We start from the raw sequence: 18058 nt of genomic DNA, 5'->3' as shown, positions 1-18058 counted from the left end.
TATTTGTTATATGGAGTGAAGACAAATAAACTGGGGAGTAACACAATGAACAAGCAAGACTTCAAAATCGGAATGGCTGTAAGATACGAAAATCAGAAGTGGAAAGGCACTGTTATGGGAATTGGGAAAGAGGAAATTGAAGTTATTTTTGAGGGAGACGGAGCACTTGAGCACATTGACCCTTATTATCTGAGGCCTTTCTAAGCCTCCTTTTTTGTGTGTTTATTGCTCTCCTGTGAATAAAAGAGGTGAATTTGAATAATTATGTTATGTCCTATGAAAGCTTACCCTGATCCAGAAGGACCCGGAATAAAATTTGGCCCATGTGATGTTTTTCAATGTGCCTGGCTTGGCGATAACGGAGAATGTGCGATTAAGAATTTATCAGAGATTGCTGATAATTGGCCTAGGTAAAATATAATGAAACATCCAAAACCGCGCGAACCCTTTATATATTCAGAGGAATTCAGGGCAGCTGTATTATCAGCCTTCCCAGGATCAGAACGTATCAGAAGGATGCTGGAAGAAGATTCTTTTTTCCTTGGTCAATCCTTTTCCGAAGGAGGCATACCTGCAATAACTCCAGCTCTGATAATTGCTCTTCTGGAATCCGGGCGGGCTGAAACATTGTTGAGGGTGGCCAGGGATGCAGAGCAAAAACGGCAGCTTTATGAGATGTGGAAAACGGAAGTTTACGAGGGATAAAGATGAGTCAAAGACCTTCAACCAGGCCAAGCAAAACGCAGGAATGGCCTGCAGATCATGGCAGGCTTACCCTGCACCTGAAGCCTTCAGATAGGGTGCTCTTTCGGAAGGTAACAGACAGAGGCCTTCCTGAATCTGTAGGCAGTGCTCACCATGGGAAGAGATGCACTGTAATTACCGGGCATAAGGATGTTGAAGGCCTTCAGGAAGCTGAGAGATCTGGACCTATTGAAATGTTCACTGGGCAAAGCCTGGAAGTCTCAGATAATGATCAGGTATTTTCCTGTGTTGCAGATTCAAGGGGCCTGTTATCCTCTGTGGGACTTCCCATGGCTGGAAAAGATGTTACCATCATCCTGCATCTGCAGGAGCCTGAAGAGGTTAAGAAAGGCCTGGACCAAGAAGTGAAGATAACGAAACTGAAAGCTAAGATCAATAAAGCACAGGCTGAACTAAATAGGCTAACAGAAGAACTTAAGTCCTTAACTGAAGTCTGAAGGCCATATATATTTTAAAAGAGATATCAAAAAACTACATCATCTCCATGCTTGTGGGGAACTCTGTTGAGCAGCAGGTAAAACCTTCTCAGATGTCGGTTCATCCCCACGCTTGTGGGGAACTCTGGGAGTGTTCTAATATGAACAACCTTGAACGCGGTTCATCCCCACGCTTGTGGGGAACTCGTTTATGATAACTATCTAAATGGTTCCCTTGGCGGTTCATCCCCACGCTTGTGGGGAACTCAGCGAGAAGGTGTTTTAAATCTCATAGAGTATCGGTTCATCCCCACGCTTGTGGGGAACTCAATACGGACCGGGGTGTCATCCGGCATGCGAACGGTTCATCCCCACGCTTGTGGGGAACTCGGAGTCGTCAACCGAGGAATTTACCGTGATTTCGGTTCATCCCCACGCTTGTGGGGAACTCAGGAGATCAAAGAATAATCCCTTAATTCCCGTCGGTTCATCCCCACGCTTGTGGGGAACTCCGTTTTCCACTCGCTTACGGGCGTTTACCCTACGGTTCATCCCCACGCTTGTGGGGAACTCGACTGTTTTAATTCCGAGTATTTTAGCTGCCTCGGTTCATCCCCACGCTTGTGGGGAACTCTTTTTGGCTGCATAAATAGTAATTTGAAATATCGGTTCATCCCCACGCTTGTGGGGAACTCTGCGCTTGTCTGGTATGTCGTCATGTGGTTACCGGTTCATCCCCACGCTTGTGGGGAACTCTTTACGCGCTCCCTCTCGTGGCATGTATATGCCGGTTCATCCCCACGCTTGTGGGGAACTCTATCCCAATAACAGCCAGAACCCTTGAAGCAGCGGTTCATCCCCACGCTTGTGGGGAACTCTTTAACGTAGGGACATTTAGGAATCGGATACCCGGTTCATCCCCACGCTTGTGGGGAACTCTACCTAAGAACTGTCATCAAAATATCATCGTACGGTTCATCCCCACGCTTGTGGGGAACTCCTCCTATCCAGGCCCAGAAGCATACAATTTTCCGTTTCATCCCCACGCTTGTGGGGAACTCTCTGGACCAGAGGGTCGGGCTTATGCCTATCTCGGTTCATCCCCACGCTTGTGGGGAACTCGTTTTTTGTAATAGTTGTGCAGGTTGCTCCTTCGGTTCATCCCCACGCTTGTGGGGAACTCTTATATAGCAACCCTGTTTTGTTTAGTGTATACGGTTCATCCCCACGCTTGTGGGGAACTCTTTCATCACATCCTGACATCTGATTTTAAGATCGGTTCATCCCCACGCTTGTGGGGAACTCTTGGCCTGCCAGATTCTACGGACAATTTCATCCGGTTCATCCCCACGCTTGTGGGGAACTCTTTTAGGGGATTTTCCCACGCCATATTGAGGACGGTTCATCCCCACGCTTGTGGGGAACTCCTCATGCCAAATTCCCCTGCAAAAAAAGGTCCCGGTTCATCCCCACGCTTGTGGGGAACTCTCCTCCGAAAATTGCTCGAACTACAAAAGTCTCGGTTCATCCCCACGCTTGTGGGGAACTCTTTCACAAACGCAGGAGGTCACATTCTTCTTGCGGTTCATCCCCACGCTTGTGGGGAACTCGTATGATTTCAGCTAATTCAGATGCCCAAAAGCGGTTCATCCCCACGCTTGTGGGGAACTCTACGATTTTTCAAGCGCAAAATGAACAGTTGCCGGTTCATCCCCACGCTTGTGGGGAACTCTGATCCTGCGAAGTGTGGATCTTGCACCGGTGCGGTTCATCCCCACGCTTGTGGGGAACTCTGTTAGTCAGTATCGAATAATTACTCTCGTTACGGTTCATCCCCACGCTTGTGGGGAACTCTTAAGTTTACATGATTACAAGTATTCAAAAATAGGTTCATCCCCACGCTTGTGGGGAACTCTCAAACCCATCTATTCTAGCTTCAGCCCTTAACGGTTCATCCCCACGCTTGTGGGGAACTCATTATCTGGATGGAGTCCCTCTTTTAAATCCACGGTTCATCCCCACGCTTGTGGGGAACTCAGATTCCAGCATTGTAGTTTATAGAATTAATTCGGTTCATCCCCACGCTTGTGGGGAACTCGGATATCAACCTGAGTATATCGATACGTTCACCGGTTCATCCCCACGCTTGTGGGGAACTCTTGAAACCGATGAACTACAGCGGGGGGTTCAGCGGTTCATCCCCACGCTTGTGGGGAACTCTAGAGCAAGGGCAAGAATAACTATAGTAAAGGCGGTTCATCCCCACGCTTGTGGGGAACTCTATGAAGCATTAGGCAAGGAAGAGGAAGTAAGCGGTTCATCCCCACGCTTGTGGGGAACTCATCGTAGCAAGTGTTATAAGTGCTTTTGTCGCCGGTTCATCCCCACGCTTGTGGGGAACTCATTTGCATTTATGGGTTGAACGACATTGTTTCCGGTTCATCCCCACGCTTGTGGGGAACTCTTTTTTCGTTACATACTGGACATGTCACCACGCGGTTCATCCCCACGCTTGTGGGGAACTCGCTAAGTACTGGACGCGCGCGGGACTTGGGAGCGGTTCATCCCCACGCTTGTGGGGAACTCGGCTTTCCACATATCATTCATATACCAATCGTCGGTTCATCCCCACGCTTGTGGGGAACTCCACTTTTATAATTATTACCAGATGGTATATGTCGGTTCATCCCCACGCTTGTGGGGAACTCTTTACTAACATTTTCTGGAAATAGAAGGGATGCGGTTCATCCCCACGCTTGTGGGGAACTCCACAGCAGAAGGATATCTCGCGCCAAAAGATGCGGTTCATCCCCACGCTTGTGGGGAACTCTCTGAAACGATTCTTTCAATATCATAGCGGAACGGTTCATCCCCACGCTTGTGGGGAACTCTTTGGATAATTCACTCCCCCCGTTATTGGCTGCGGTTCATCCCCACGCTTGTGGGGAACTCTCCTATTTCTTTTGCTTTCTCAAAGATTGCAGCGGTTCATCCCCACGCTTGTGGGGAACTCAGGAATCATCCAAGCACTGCACTATGCAAATACGGTTCATCCCCACGCTTGTGGGGAACTCTATTTCGAAATCATTCATAAGTTTCAATCCCTCGGTTCATCCCCACGCTTGTGGGGAACTCTCCATTCGGGGTGCTCTTTGGGAATTTGGGGACGGTTCATCCCCACGCTTGTGGGGAACTCATGACGACCCATCAGCAGTAAGGTTTGAATCTCGGTTCATCCCCACGCTTGTGGGGAACTCATGTAGATACCATCCGAAAACGAGTTATACAGCGGTTCATCCCCACGCTTGTGGGGAACTCTTCTTTTATTTTTTGTATTACTTGTTCTCCACCGGTTCATCCCCACGCTTGTGGGGAACTCAACGAAGATTATGACGGCACGGATTATATCAACGGTTCATCCCCACGCTTGTGGGGAACTCTCTTCGGGACTTTCGCCTGGCGATCTCTATTTCGGTTCATCCCCACGCTTGTGGGGAACTCCGTTGCTATACAGTAATACATTTTAGAGCCTCCGGTTCATCCCCACGCTTGTGGGGAACTCTGCATAAGGTGTCGTTTGCAAAGTCCATGACCCGGTTCATCCCCACGCTTGTGGGGAACTCATTTCTTTTTTGAATAAGCCCGAAGCTCACTACGGTTCATCCCCACGCTTGTGGGGAACTCACAAAATTAGACCCTGTAACTACAAATTCACTCGGTTCATCCCCACGCTTGTGGGGAACTCTGCCATTGCGTCTTGAATAAGGCGATTGCATACGGTTCATCCCCACGCTTGTGGGGAACTCCCCAGTGCCTACCTTCCAGGTAATTACTGCGTCGGTTCATCCCCACGCTTGTGGGGAACTCTATACTGTATATAATCCGTCAATTTGTGCTCCCGGTTCATCCCCACGCTTGTGGGGAACTCGAATGATATCTGAGTCCATGTCGCACATTGATCGGTTCATCCCCACGCTTGTGGGGAACTCTGTTTGTCTTTTATACTATGAATAGGAGTAAATTTTCCGTCAACATATAAAATATCCTTTATGATATAGTTAACATAAAAAACGAAGTATTTAAAAAACATAACATCTCCGGTTAATTTACTCTTCTACTTTAGTTTCGGGCATGAAGGATATTAACTTTATTCCATCCATTTCTCTTGGAATTCTGCGGTTTTCTCCGAGGACTTTGAAATCAAATCCAATTTCATTTCTTGCGGACCAGATCATAATTGCGCTTCCTTCAATGTTCCCATCATTGAATTCGGCTTCTACATTCTCCCATATCATGTCTCTTACTTTGACCGAATATTCTCCTACATATACTCCAGCTCTGATTTCCAGAAGCCAGAGAGTCAATCTTCCTCTTAACCGGGGTGTTGTGTTTTCAAGGACGATGACCAACATCATTAAGTCCCCTTTCATTTGGAATTGCAGGAGGAAGGGATTCAGGAGGCTCTTCAGGAATAGGGAGATTTCCAGCAGCTAAAACTTCTTCTATGGCCGGGATTATTTTCTTCAGCAGCCTTGTTTCTCTGAATGCATCTCTGCAGGCGATCCTTACGGCTCTTTCAGGATTTGAAGGATTTTTGGCTGCTACCTGAAAAGCCACAGGGACAACAGTTTCAAATTTAAAAAGATCAGCGATATCATAAATGAAAGATCTGGGCTTCCCGGTGTGAATGAATCCGATTGCAGGCGAATAGCCAGCTGCAAGAACCGCCGCTTCGGTGACTCCATATAGGCAAGAAGTGGCAGAGCTCAAACATTTGTTTTGCAGATCTCCAGTATCCCAATCTGTATAGTCATAGTAGCGTCCATTCCATTTGATTCCGGCTCTTTTCGCTAAAATCTCATAAAGTTTCCTTACCCTTGATCCTTCTATTCCCCTCATTTGTTCTACACTGTAGTCCTCTGAAAGTTTCTCATTAAAACGCATCTCATACATTTTTCGAACAACTTTCCTTCGTGCTTCATCGTTCAAGGCAAGTTGTGCCTGGTAAAGCAGACGGTCTGCTCTCGCTCCTCCCGGTTGACCGGCAGAATAAAGCCTTACTCCAGCTTCCCCAACCCAGATCAGGAGACAACCAACCTGTGCTGCAAGAACTGCGGCCGCATGCGAAACTCGACTTCCTGGCTCAAGCATCAGGCATGCGATCCCCCCAACAGGAATCTGAGTTCGGACTCCATTTTTATCCACAAGGACAAAGGCTCCATCTATAACATCGAGTTCTCCCTTCTCAAGAAACAAAAGAGAAAATCTCTCTTTTATTGTAATAGGTTTCAATTTTGGTAGCATGCTGGTAGTCCTCATCACAGTTAATTCTCATCTTGCAGGGCGGATAAGCATTAATCCGCATCCAAAACTTTTTGCTGGTCCAATCCCTTTATACAGTGCATTTGTTAGAGATTCAGGATCTGTTACAGTTAATATCCCAGAAAAATCAATGGTACTTATATTTACACTGTGTTTCCCTTTTGCCTCACTATTTTTCTCTTTGGGCTTAAAGAACCTACTACATCTATATCCTGTAGCTATTACCTGCCCTTCCTCTACTTCAAAACCATTGTTGTCTCCTTTTTTTCGGAGCCATTCAAATCCCTCTTTCTGGACTATTTCTGGAACTTGAGGTTTCTTGTTTTTTGGAATAATTTCTTTTTCCATTCTGGTCTTTGCATCCATCACAACATCATGCCGATGCTGATGAGGTTTCCCATTTTTATCCTCATCCCATCTTGTTACAATAGGATTAGCTCGCAATGAAAAAACGAGTCTCTGACCTGTGGAAAGCAGAGGTCTGTATTCCTTTGATTCTATATGCCATAGATCTGCATTTGCTTCAGGCTCCTGCTCCGACACAATATAAAATAAAGGAAAACCGTTTTTTTCGTCCTGCCTATACAAAAAATCCCTTTGTTTATCAGGATTACTTGCAAATAGTGACCATATGACACGATGAACCCGGTAACTATCTCCAAAATCCTTAGAGAGCTTCCAGAACTCTTTATTTGTCACAACATCAGGTTTTAAGTTTGCTTTACTTAGATACATCTTATTCCCCCAATTCCAGCATCGTATAGTGCTCTTTTCTATCAGCAAACTGCCACCTTTTTCGGCTCAGAGTAAGATCTCTGCGCGTAACCGTATGAACTGGTACAAGTCCGTCCTCTTTATCTTCCCAGTAAAGCCTTACTTGTTTTGATTTTTTCAGTAATTTGAGAAATTCTTCACACTTAAACTCAGCTTTTCCGAGAGCTTCTTTTAGACTTTCTCCGCTAATTATTTGAGCTTCTACAGGCAGAGCTGGAGGACAGGACTTTCTTCCAAGATATAAGACAAACTCAGGTTCAGTTAATTTGTTTTCAATCAGTTCCAAAGAGTAAGGACAAGCTTCAGGGCATTTTTCTTTTGCCCAGATAGCAATTGTGTATAAAGAGTCGCTATAGTAGTCTCTAGTAGAAAGGACTGCTGTTACCTCCTCTTTCTCAACTGCAAGCTCATCTTTTCGGGAAAGGATATGTTTCTGCTTTTTTATCGAACTTGTCGACGGGATCTGGGCTGTGTGATAATCCCTCAAAAAAGTTCCCGGAGAATTCACAAGCACGGCAAAGTTATAGGCTTCTGCAAGTTTCCTGTGTTTATCGTCTTCACTCCTTCTGATACCAATTGCCGCTGCAAGAAGTCCCATCACTGACGATTTTGAAGGATAGTCATATGAAGGTCTATGTGTCCCTACAGCTATATCTCCCCAGGAAGCAAGTGGTCCGTAAAGCCGAAAGAGAAGATATTTTTTCATAATTTCACCTTCCAACTGGCTTTACTCTGTTACGAACTTCAAAACTTCTTGGATTGATCCTTTACCTGTGTAAGCGTTCATTTCAGTTTTGTTCTCACAGCATTTCCCATAAACACTCTCTATTTTCTCATGAGTACTATTGAGTTCTTTTATGGCACTAGCAAGGAGATCTTTTTCATCTAGGGCTTTCAGGAATGCAACCGAAAGTGAACGCGGCTGTTGTTTTCCTTTTTCTGCCAACACGTACGAGGCATAAGCCCTTGAAGCAAAGCTATTTTGTTTTCCAGTAGGTGAGACTGTTAAAGCCGATTCTGTAAAGGCTTGGAGTGCTTTTTTTGTGAGTTCCTCATCTTCTCCCAGATTCTCTTTGAGTAAATCACGGTTTATGCATATATAAATATAAAACAGGCCTGCTGCGAACTCAGTTTCTCCGAGGTGCCCAGAACCCATATCTTCTTCTCCATTATTTAGGTCGTCTACTGCCGTAAAGAAATCATCTTCGACCGCAACTTTATGGACTGTTATTGCATGGGAAACCTGCACTGCAGCTTCCACGTTGTACTGAGTATTAGCTGCAAGCATCCTTCCAAACATTGCAATATCAACGGCAGTATTATTCGTCCTCAAAATATTATTATCTTCTCCATTTAATTCGCTGCCGCTTTGTGCAAGGTCTATAATTAACTTCTCAATAGTCCCCATTTCTTCAGGACTGAAGTGAGCAAGCTGTTCTATTTCAAATCCTTCTTTTTTCAATTTTCCAAAAACTGATGCAATCTGCTTTGAAAGTTCTTCAGCTTTCTTTTTCTCCATTTTTGGATATGTAGTTGAAAACTCAGATTTTCCTTCAAGAATATCAGTCAATTTTACACCAGTTGTTAGGGCCTTGTATACAAAATTTCCCATTTCTTTTGTTCTGATACCTACATGACCTGAAAGCGCTTCTTTAAAAATATCCGAAGCCCTCCAGGCTCTTTTCAAGCTCTGCGAAGAGATTCTCAGGCGTTGGGTCCCGCCCATGACTGCAGTTTTTGGCCTTCCAAGGTCATCCCTGTTAAGGTTTGATGGCGGGTACGACGTAAGCATGTGTAACTGTACAAAGTTTGTCAATTTATTTTCCTCCTTATATTTTTAAACAATTTACTTTTTCCTTTCAACAGGTATGTTTTCGTAATATTCGTAAGCCAATTGCTTCTTTGTGTACTCATTCCAGAAGTAAATGCTTTTTGCAAGATCGAAAATATTTACACATCCATCTAAAAGCCGGACTATGCGTATCATTGTTATAAACAGCTCATTTCTGTCTTCTATCGTGAGCAGTCTTCTAAATCGGAGGTCGCTTACAGCAGCTTTCTTACTTCCGAGTTTAGGTGTCGCCATTTGGGCTGGAAGACTTGAATTCGTATCATTGCTTTTTACATGAGAAAGAACACCAGCTATTGCAGCTAATGCTTCTTGGTTTATTCTGAATCGGCTTAGCTCTTTTCTCAGACTATGAAAAGAAGGAGTAAATGCAACTTCATTAATATTATGACAGCGTCTTAACTCTGCTCTCTTACCCCGACTTTCATCAAGATTTTCCCACCACTCAAGAAATATCTGGCGGGTTTCTGGGTCGGAAAAGGATATCGTGTTCTTATTTTCCAATCTGGATCACCTGCATTTATCATTTTGTTGGATTCTTAAGAGGCAAATCTAATATCTCCTTTACTTTTTTCCCGTTCTTAGAATTGTATTTGAGAAGGTCTCTGCGGGCATCTGCTATGCGCTTAGGGTTTGCAATTCCTATGAAATCTGACTGGGAATATTCATCAAACAAATCCACAGCCTTCCTTGACAGATAATTCAACCATTTCAGCTTTGTTTCAGCTTTATTTTCTCCATTAAGTATTATTTTATGCAGTTCATAGAGAATGTTATAAAATTCGGGTTCTGTATCTTTCCAGAATCGACTTTCTACAAAAGAAAAACTTCCATTTACATTATGATTTGAGTCAAAAATTGCAAGTTTTATGCAACTTTTTATGTTATTTACAATGTATTCAGAAATTTTAACTAATTGTATTGTCGTTTGCTCGTACTCGATTTTGAGATTTTCTTCCACTGTAATTAAGGGCATTTGCCCTTCATACCAGCATCTTGTAAGAATGTTATTGTGAATATCATACCCGAAAAACCAAATTCGAGGTTCATGTTTAAAAAAGGAGTCTACATATGAAAGTTTTAATCTTCTTTCATGGAATTTGTGAATTGTTAAGGCATTTTCCCCTATTTCACTACTGTTAAAAACAAATCCAGGCCAGTATTTGTAGGTTATTCCTCCTTCATTCACATGATAGGGAAATTTTCTATCTTTATTGTTATAATAAGGAGTAAGCGGGTGCCTCCACAATTCTCCATATGCCTCTCCATAGGATTTGGTAAAATAACTGCTTATCGGGTTTTTTATTTTAGACCCACAAACATCACATACGCAGTCTTTTTCATCTGGGGGATAGTTGACTACTATTCTTCGAGGCATAGCCCAGAAAATCCGGGCAGGATTTACATTGGAAAGAGAAACCTCTCTGCCATTTTCACTTGTACATGTTGGTGCCATCCAGGGAAAAATATCGGCATCATTAATTTTCATGGCGTTTCCATGTTTTTCATTATTAAATTCTTCACTTTCAATAATATTTAACCAGATAGTTTGCCAGAGATATTTTCCTCCAACTATTGTTGTTAGTGGTCCACCTCCTCTTAATGATGTACGGTGCCCACGCCCTCCTTGAGGTGCATTTGTCTGTAATGTGAATAGAGCCGTGGCAAGGCAGGGCCTGCAAATCTGTTTTACGGTCCCACTTTTAATAAATAGGTCTCTTCCCTGGCTCTCAAGTAAGAGCATTTCAATAGGAATTTCGTCTTTTTTCTTAAAATCTTCAACCTTAAGCTCATAATCCTGCATAAAACGTGCTCCTTTTCCATCAAGATCAAAAACATGAGCTACTTTTTCAAAGGCAGTTTTCAAGATCTTTGGGGATGGTGGATTCATTAACACATTTTTCCAGGCTCTTTCATTCTTTGGAGGCATTGTTGTCTGCACAAGACCTATAAGAAACTGTATAAGTGCTCCATTAAAATCGGGACGAGAAGACGCCAATTCCACAATTGGGTTTTCTAATTCGAGGCCTTCAGTAAGCTGCCAGGGTGCAATGGTTTCTTTTGTTCCGTCTTTTTTTTGGACTGGTATCCACTTTTCATGAATCAGATTAAATGCGATGTTTTTCCCTCCTTCTTACTTTTCTACACTTAAGCCCATTTTCTGTTTATAGCGTACCTGTACTTCGTGATTGTATTCATCTAAAACAATACCTGTCCATTCATTGTCGCCCGCTGGGGACATTGGAACAAGTATAGACCACTTTCCTTTGTCCGGCATTGAATCCAATGCTTTTTTAACTTCAACTTCCAGTGTTTTTTCATAGTTTCTAACTTTTTTAATCTTGCTTTTTCTTACACTTACCTGGCTTAGTTCCCAGGAATAACGCTTATCTTTAAAGAAAGGAGTAAGATGTTTTCCATCCCATTTTGCAAGTCTAACTAATAGCGTTTCTTCACCAAGCCGGGTTGGCGTTATTAGATCATCAACCCACTGAGTAAGTGTCCTTTTGTACTCTTCCTGAAAATTCAATGAATTCAGATTAGCCGCATCAATTTTTGCCCTTGATTCTCCTTCCGCTTTATCTTCCCATATCCTTAAATTTGGAGCAACTTTTTCTATTGAATGTTCTCCAAAAACACCCTCAATTAGAAAGCGCAAGTCTTCAGGGACAGTAAATCTTCCTTTTTCCGCTAGCAGACGAGCTGTAAGCCAGAGTTTTCCATGGTTGGGGTATACAAAAGCAGCTTTAGGGAAAAAGTCAGCATACCAGTTTTCCTGTGGACTTTCTGTAAGCTCTGGAGCAAAAATACCAAATATGAGCACTCTCTGGCTACCATGTTTCGAGTGCCGCTGGAGTCTCCCAACTCTTTGGATTAGCAGATCAATGGGTGCAAGATCACTTATCATGTAATCAAAATCAAGATCCAATGATTGTTCTATTACCTGAGTTGAGATCAGGACTTTTCCTTTGCGTATAGATTCATTGGATTCTTTTCCAAAAGTCTTCAAAACCCTATTCTCGATTTCTAAGCGCTCGCCCATGACAAAACGAGCATGGAAAAGATCGACTTTTTCTTCTCCCAGTATATTTACGAGTTTTTCATAAGCATCAACTGCATCATCAACAGTATTTCTTATCCAGCAAACACACTTGCCTTCTTTTGAGGTACTAACAATTTTTTCTTCGACTGAAGCCTGTTCATTAAAAAATTCTACGTAGATTGTTCTTCCAGTTCCTTCGCGAGTGTCAATTTGAATTTCTTTTGCATCCATCTCACTTACATGAGTCAGGAGCGGATAAGCTGTTTCTTTCAGATTTCCGCAGGCTACTCCTAATCCTTTGCAAAAGCTATCTGCCAATCTCTGTCTGAGTTTTGCAGGAATAGTTGCAGAGAGCAAAATTGCGCTGCCCCCTAGAGAGGCATGAAGTTCCAATAATTTACATAATAAAGTGTTCATGTATGAATCATAGGCATGAACTTCGTCAACTATCAGTATACTGCGAGTCAAACCAAGGATTCGAAGGGACTGGTGATATGTAGGAAGAACTGCCATTATAGCCTGGTCTACAGTTCCTACTCCTACGTCAGCTAACAGAGCCTTTTTTCGACTGTCTGCAATCCATTTGCTGCACTGGGCAGAGATCGTTTCATCTTCTGTGGTTCCAATCCTGCTGTATTGTTTAAGCTCCTCTACTTCGCTAAAACCTATTGAAGTCCGAAATTCATCAGAGAGATAGTTACTGCTGTGAGCTAACACTAGCGAAGGGTCTGAGTTTTCCTGGAAAAAATTTCTGTAGGTCTTTACCAACCTTTCATACATCGCATTGGATGTTGCCATAGTTGGTAGTGCAATAAATATACCATTAGCAAGCTCCACTGACATCAGTCTGTGTGCAAGAGTTAATGAAGCTTCAGTTTTTCCATTTCCTGTTGCTTCTTCGATTATGAAGAGTTGAGGAATTTTTTCTATGGGACACGAAGATACATGTAACTGCAGTGGACTTGGAGTTTTTATATTAGGGAACAGAACTTCCATTCCTGTATTTAAAGAAACTGTAGAAGGCAAAACTCCCGAATCGTATAAAGCTTCCTTAGCGCTTTTAAGCGCATGTTTGTTCCAGTATTCCTCAAGTGGCATCGGCTCAGAAACATATTTGAAATAATTGTTATTGGATCCTATCCAGTCACACAATACAGTAAGACCCGCAAGTAACCAGGAAGATTTTTTAAATTTTAATATAAGGTTCTCAAAAGGGTCTCCACTGTCATCATCTCTTATTACAGCATTGAAGTCTATGCCTGAAAACAACTGGAGTACACTCTTTACGAAAATATAGGCAATCTCAGTATCCTCTTCCGTGAAAAGTTCTTTGCAGTTTACAGGAACACCGTGAATTTCATACTCCGGAGGTTTTCCATGATGGCCAGCAACTGCTTTTATCAATGGTTCAATCGCTAGATCCCAGTCATAGATATCATAATCCAGATTATTTAAATTAAGACAATTCTCATCCCACAATCTCTTCCATATAGAACTCCATATAAAAAGTCCCATACTATCATGCCGCAGTATATAAGCCCTGTTACTTTCATGATGGCGAAGTTCTTTTAACAGATCTGGCTTAAGGTTCTGAAACCTTTCTGAAAATTTTCCTAAATCATGAAGAGTTAAAAGAAGGGGAATCAGAGATTGAGTTTCTTCCTTATTAAAGCCTGTTAATTTTGTAATTCTTTTTGCCAAAAGCTTGTCTTTTTCCAATAATAGAGTTCCAACAGCTGCAACATCCAAGCAATGATATGCAAGTAAGTGATAACTATTCTTATCTTCTTTAATAGGACCGGATTTTCCCCAATTGTTAAACATTAAATTATTGAATGAGTTGTCCATATTATCACGTATTTTTCAAATTAAATAAAACTAGTGTACCTTACACGCTCATTACCAATATCTTATATATGTATTTCTAAAATTAATTATAATAATAAATGAATTAAACTGAAATATAGGACAATAATCACATAGTAAAGCGTTTAACCTAATATACAATAATAAACATCTAATGTCAAAGCTCACACTCATCTCTACAATCTATTCCCTTGAACCTGTTATTATCTGCGTGACTAGGCTTTCCCCTTCGAAAATTATACTGCTGTCAGAGGAGGGGCGGATGGCAAGAAGTTACGGTCTGAGGAAATGATTGAATTAATTTTTAAAAACGCGCTTGAGATTGAGAAAAGGTATACAGTTGTTTATTTGCCACCGTTCCTAATATATAAATTAGTAATAGGGGATGGAATTCGAACCCACGAAATCCTTTTATATCAGATCTTAAATCCGCTGCTCTTGGCTTGGTTCCTTGCCGTAACTCAGCGAAATTAAAACCGGATTAGATAAATAAAGAGAAAAAGATCTTAATCAAGAATAGAAAAACCATAATAATTTTAGTGCAGGAGAAGGGATTCGAACCCCTGAACGCCTTCACGAAACGATCTTGAGTCGTTCACTTTTGACCGCTTGGTTACTCCCGCTTGTTGTCTTATATGTTTGTCTAAATATTATTTAGTCTTCCTGATTATCTCTTGAGTTTGACCCCTTAGTATCCATCTTACCGCACTCAAAAAAGATGTAATAAGAACCAGATAATTTAATAAAAAAGAAAAAAGTTTGATGCGAGAGGTGCGATTCGAACGCACGAACTCCTACGAGAATAGGCTCTGAACCTAGCGCCTTTGACCTGGCTGGACAACTCTTGCATTTTGGTTTGTTTACTGCTAAATAAAATATAGTCCTCTATGTTGAACTCTGAAATGAACCCTAATAGCGATTCATTTATTATAAAGTTTCAGCAAAATTAATTACACATAGTTGCAAGTAATTTAGGATAGTCTGTTATAGACATCTGCGAGGATAGTATAATGTTTTGTTTCACCTTGCTGGTTACCGATCTCTATACCGATTTTTCGGCTTTTTTCTTCGTATTCTCTGGCCTTTTCATAATCACTAAGACTATCATAAGCTTTTCTAAAGCTAGTATAACATTTTGATTCACCTAATCTGTCGCCGGTTTCCAAACAGATTTTTAAGCTTTTTTCTTGGTATTCGATGTCTTTTTTGTAATCACTAAGATTATAATAGGCATTTCCAAGGTTATTATAACATGTTGATTCTCCTTGTCTGTCGCCAATATCTAAGCAGATTTTTAGGCTTTTTTCCTGGTGCTCTATATCCTTCGTATAATCACCACGGCTATGGTATATATTGCCAAGGTTTCCATAGCATTTTGTTTCACCTTCTCTGTCACCGATCTTTTGACAGATTTTTAGGCTTCTTTCCTGGTATTCAACGGCATTTTCTAGGTGTTCGATATTTCTCTCATATTCACCAAGACTGTGATAGGCCACACCAAGATTATTGTAACATGTTGATTCTCCCTGTCTGTCGCCAATATCTAAGCAGATTTTTAAGCTTTTTTCCTGATATTCAATGGCATCTTTAAAATTGCCAAGACTAAGATAGGCATTGCTAAGATTAGTATAACATTTTGCCTCTCCTGACAGGTCATCAATCTCTTGGCAGATTTTTAGGCCTTTATCCTGGTATTCGATATCCTTCGAAAAATTACCAAGCCTATAATAGGCAACTCCAAGATTAATATAACAGTTTGCTTCTCCTTGTTTGTCACCAATCTCTTGGCAGATTCTTAGTCCTTTTTCTTGGTATTCTATGGCATCTTTAAAATAACACAGATTATGAAAAGCTTTACCAAGATTAGTATAACAGTTTGCTTCTCCTTCACGGTAGCTAATCTCTTGGCAGATTCTTAGACTCTTACCCTGGTATTCTTTGTCCTTCTGATAATCGCCGAGCCTATTATAATCGGTACCAAGTTTAGTATAACAGTTTGCTTCTCCCTGTTTGTCACCAATCTCTTGGCAGATTTTTAAGCTCTTTTCTTGGTATTCTATATCTTTTTTGAAATCGCTTGTATTAAATAAAAAGATCCCAACTTTATTTACTAAAGATACTATATCTTTATTGATGCCTTTATATTGAATCAGGTGTTCCTCAGTTAGTCTTATAATGTTTGATAAATGCGGTAGTAGCTGGTAATATATATCCCTGTTTTCTTTTATATTGATATTAACTGGCAGTATTGTGCTTATTGTCTTGATAAGTGATCCAATCCATATACTCATTTTATCTTCTTCTATGGAATTTCTGGTAATAAGTTGTACAAGCCTGTGTACTGACAACATTTCATTTCCATATTGTACGAGGGAATACTCTATCAGAGACGATAAAGCGTCATCCATTCTAAACTCATCTGAAAAGATCTCAGTACCGTTCCAGGGAAGAAGATTAGAGCCTTTTTTAATCAGTCTTATTGGAATACCTTCAGGAGCCATGAATGCACACAGATTCAATAGATAAACACCATCAGGACAAGATTTTTCTATCTTTTCTATAGAGATAGACCATGTGGTTTCAACAGTGTTCTGGTAATCTTCCAATAAGCTTTCTTTTCTGTTAAAAATTCCTTTTTGATATCTCTTATCCTTAAACAGCTCTAAATAATTAGATATTTCTTTCCTGGTAGCTTTAATGTATGCACAAGCCTGTGAGAGGGCTAATGGAAGATATCCAAGTTCAACTGCTAGATTATTAGCCATTTCTTTATTTGTCTCGTCTATCAATAGTAATTTTAAAATGTAATCTATCGACTCACTTGGAGTAAATACATCTACTTCGATAACCTTTGTCATATTTCGCCAAATTGGATTACGAGAAGTCACAAGGACACGACCTACCTTCGACTTTGGTAGGTAGTCGTCAATATCTTTTATTGTAAGCGCATTGTCAAAGATTAGCAACCAATCTTTTCGCTCTTCCAATTTGCGCCTAATTCTTTTGATACGTTCTTCCTTTTTCATATCTTTGTTAAAAGGAATCTTTAAAAATGAAGCCAATTCAAAATAATCTTTTTCAAGGCTGTCGGAGCTTTCAGCTCTCAACCAACATGTAATCCTATTATCCTCTTTGTGTTGATATGCATACTCTATTGCAAGTTGTGACTTACCAACACCTCCAAGCCCACTAAGACCCACAATTGCTACCGAATTTCCTTCACTGGATGAGAGAGATTCATCAATAACCTTTAATATCAATTCTCTACCGACAAAATATTTATTTCTAGAATAATCCAAGTTCCAAAAAGACTTATTTTCTTTTAATCGTTTGGATACATCTCCTTTTAACTTATTTATAGTATCATATAAATATTCAGTTTTGGCTTTATTTACATTCCTAGCTATACTCATTAAAATATTTGTTACATTTTTAGGATCTTCATTATATGAGCTTACAAATTCTTTTAATGTAACCGAACTTTTGCAGATATTCACTACTATTTTTTCAGAAATCTTATCAAAATTAGTATTAAAGCTATCAATTGCTGTGAAATCATATATATTGCCATTTTTAGTTTTTAAACTGATAGCCAAAGGATATATGAAGTTTCCATCATCACTATGTATAAGATTTATTAGATTTGGAGGACCTAGTTTACTAGGTCTGCGATCTCTGTCATGTTCTGGATATAGATGACGTGTTACGACTTTGTCAAAGAATCTCTCAGCTTTATCAAAATCGTATGATTTTTTTACTAAGTCTACTGTAGTTATTGGAGATCCACAGTTTTTATAATATAGCTCATATATATCAGAAAGCATTGATATAATAGAAATGCTTTTTCCTTTATACGTAACTGGTTTATCTTTATGGAAGTCATTTATTTCTTCGATCAAAGGTACTTTTATTTCCTTCTCTGAGTTTAAGTCCATAAAAGATGATTCGCTGCTATTCGTTTATATAATTTGTTAAATTAAATCGAGAGTGTGCAATTGTGGATAAGCTCAATATAATTTAAAT

The 18058-nt window shown here is 40.7% G+C and carries 12 protein-coding genes, 2 tRNA genes and 1 CRISPR repeat array; of the genes, 3 read left to right on the top strand and 11 right to left on the bottom strand.

The features are described 5' to 3' along the window. Positions 1-45 precede the first annotated feature (45 nt). The 3 genes from BP549_RS06435 (at position 46) to BP549_RS06425 (ending at position 1202) form a co-directional block, all read left to right on the top strand. Complete coding sequence (locus BP549_RS06435) at positions 46-204, top strand: hypothetical protein (RefSeq protein ID WP_292379169.1); 159 nt, start codon at positions 46-48, stop codon at positions 202-204. 216 nt (positions 205-420) lie between these two features. Then, the gene (locus tag BP549_RS06430; RefSeq protein ID WP_292379167.1) at positions 421-705 is read left to right on the top strand and encodes a hypothetical protein; all 285 of its coding nucleotides are present in this window, start codon (positions 421-423) and stop codon (positions 703-705) included. A 2-nt stretch (positions 706-707) separates the two neighbouring features. Further along, positions 708-1202, top strand: a complete 495-nt coding sequence (locus BP549_RS06425) for a hypothetical protein (RefSeq protein ID WP_292379165.1) — start codon at positions 708-710, stop codon at positions 1200-1202. 96 nt (positions 1203-1298) lie between these two features. Further along, positions 1299-5170: direct repeats of the CRISPR family, unit length 29 nt; unit sequence CGGTTCATCCCCACGCTTGTGGGGAACTC. A 117-nt stretch (positions 5171-5287) separates the two neighbouring features. Here the strand turns inward: BP549_RS06425 and cas2e are convergent. From cas2e to fxsT, 11 genes are all read right to left on the bottom strand, one after another. Then, positions 5288-5596, bottom strand: coding sequence for a type I-E CRISPR-associated endoribonuclease Cas2e (gene cas2e, locus BP549_RS06420; protein WP_292372743.1), 309 nt, complete (start codon positions 5594-5596; stop codon positions 5288-5290). After that, positions 5574-6485, bottom strand: coding sequence for a type I-E CRISPR-associated endonuclease Cas1e (cas1e, locus tag BP549_RS06415; RefSeq protein WP_292379163.1), 912 nt, complete (start codon positions 6483-6485; stop codon positions 5574-5576). The genes cas2e and cas1e overlap by 23 nt, the downstream gene beginning before the upstream one ends. A 27-nt stretch (positions 6486-6512) precedes the next feature. After that, positions 6513-7238 carry a type I-E CRISPR-associated protein Cas6/Cse3/CasE gene (gene cas6e, locus BP549_RS06410; protein ID WP_292379614.1) on the bottom strand — a complete coding sequence of 242 codons (726 nt, stop codon included), beginning with the start codon at positions 7236-7238 and terminating at the stop codon, positions 6513-6515. 1 nt (position 7239) lies between these two features. Further along, on the bottom strand, positions 7240-7983 hold the full coding sequence (cas5e, locus tag BP549_RS06405) for a type I-E CRISPR-associated protein Cas5/CasD (protein WP_292379160.1): 744 nt from the start codon (positions 7981-7983) through the stop codon (positions 7240-7242). Between the two features lie 21 nt (positions 7984-8004). After that, positions 8005-9093, bottom strand: a complete 1089-nt coding sequence (cas7e, locus tag BP549_RS06400; protein WP_292379157.1) for a type I-E CRISPR-associated protein Cas7/Cse4/CasC — start codon at positions 9091-9093, stop codon at positions 8005-8007. A 30-nt stretch (positions 9094-9123) separates the two neighbouring features. Continuing rightward, positions 9124-9630 carry a type I-E CRISPR-associated protein Cse2/CasB gene (casB, locus tag BP549_RS06395; protein WP_292379156.1) on the bottom strand — a complete coding sequence of 169 codons (507 nt, stop codon included), beginning with the start codon at positions 9628-9630 and terminating at the stop codon, positions 9124-9126. A gap of 19 nt (positions 9631-9649) precedes the next feature. Further along, the gene (casA, locus tag BP549_RS06390; RefSeq protein ID WP_292379612.1) at positions 9650-11230 is read right to left on the bottom strand and encodes a type I-E CRISPR-associated protein Cse1/CasA; all 1581 of its coding nucleotides are present in this window, start codon (positions 11228-11230) and stop codon (positions 9650-9652) included. 30 nt (positions 11231-11260) lie between these two features. After that, positions 11261-13993, bottom strand: coding sequence for a CRISPR-associated helicase Cas3' (gene cas3, locus BP549_RS06385; RefSeq protein WP_292379154.1), 2733 nt, complete (start codon positions 13991-13993; stop codon positions 11261-11263). A gap of 582 nt (positions 13994-14575) precedes the next feature. Continuing rightward, positions 14576-14658, bottom strand: a tRNA-Leu gene (locus BP549_RS06380). 140 nt (positions 14659-14798) lie between these two features. After that, positions 14799-14883, bottom strand: a tRNA-Leu gene (locus BP549_RS06375). A gap of 123 nt (positions 14884-15006) precedes the next feature. Further along, positions 15007-17970, bottom strand: coding sequence for an FxSxx-COOH system tetratricopeptide repeat protein (gene fxsT, locus BP549_RS06370; protein ID WP_292379152.1), 2964 nt, complete (start codon positions 17968-17970; stop codon positions 15007-15009). Positions 17971-18058: the final 88 nt, after the last annotated feature.

This window comes from Methanosarcina sp. UBA289, assembly GCA_002496565.1.
Lineage (GTDB): Archaea > Halobacteriota > Methanosarcinia > Methanosarcinales > Methanosarcinaceae > Methanosarcina.
The sequence above is the reverse complement of the archived record's forward strand: the minus strand, read 5'-3'. Positions and strand labels throughout refer to the sequence as shown.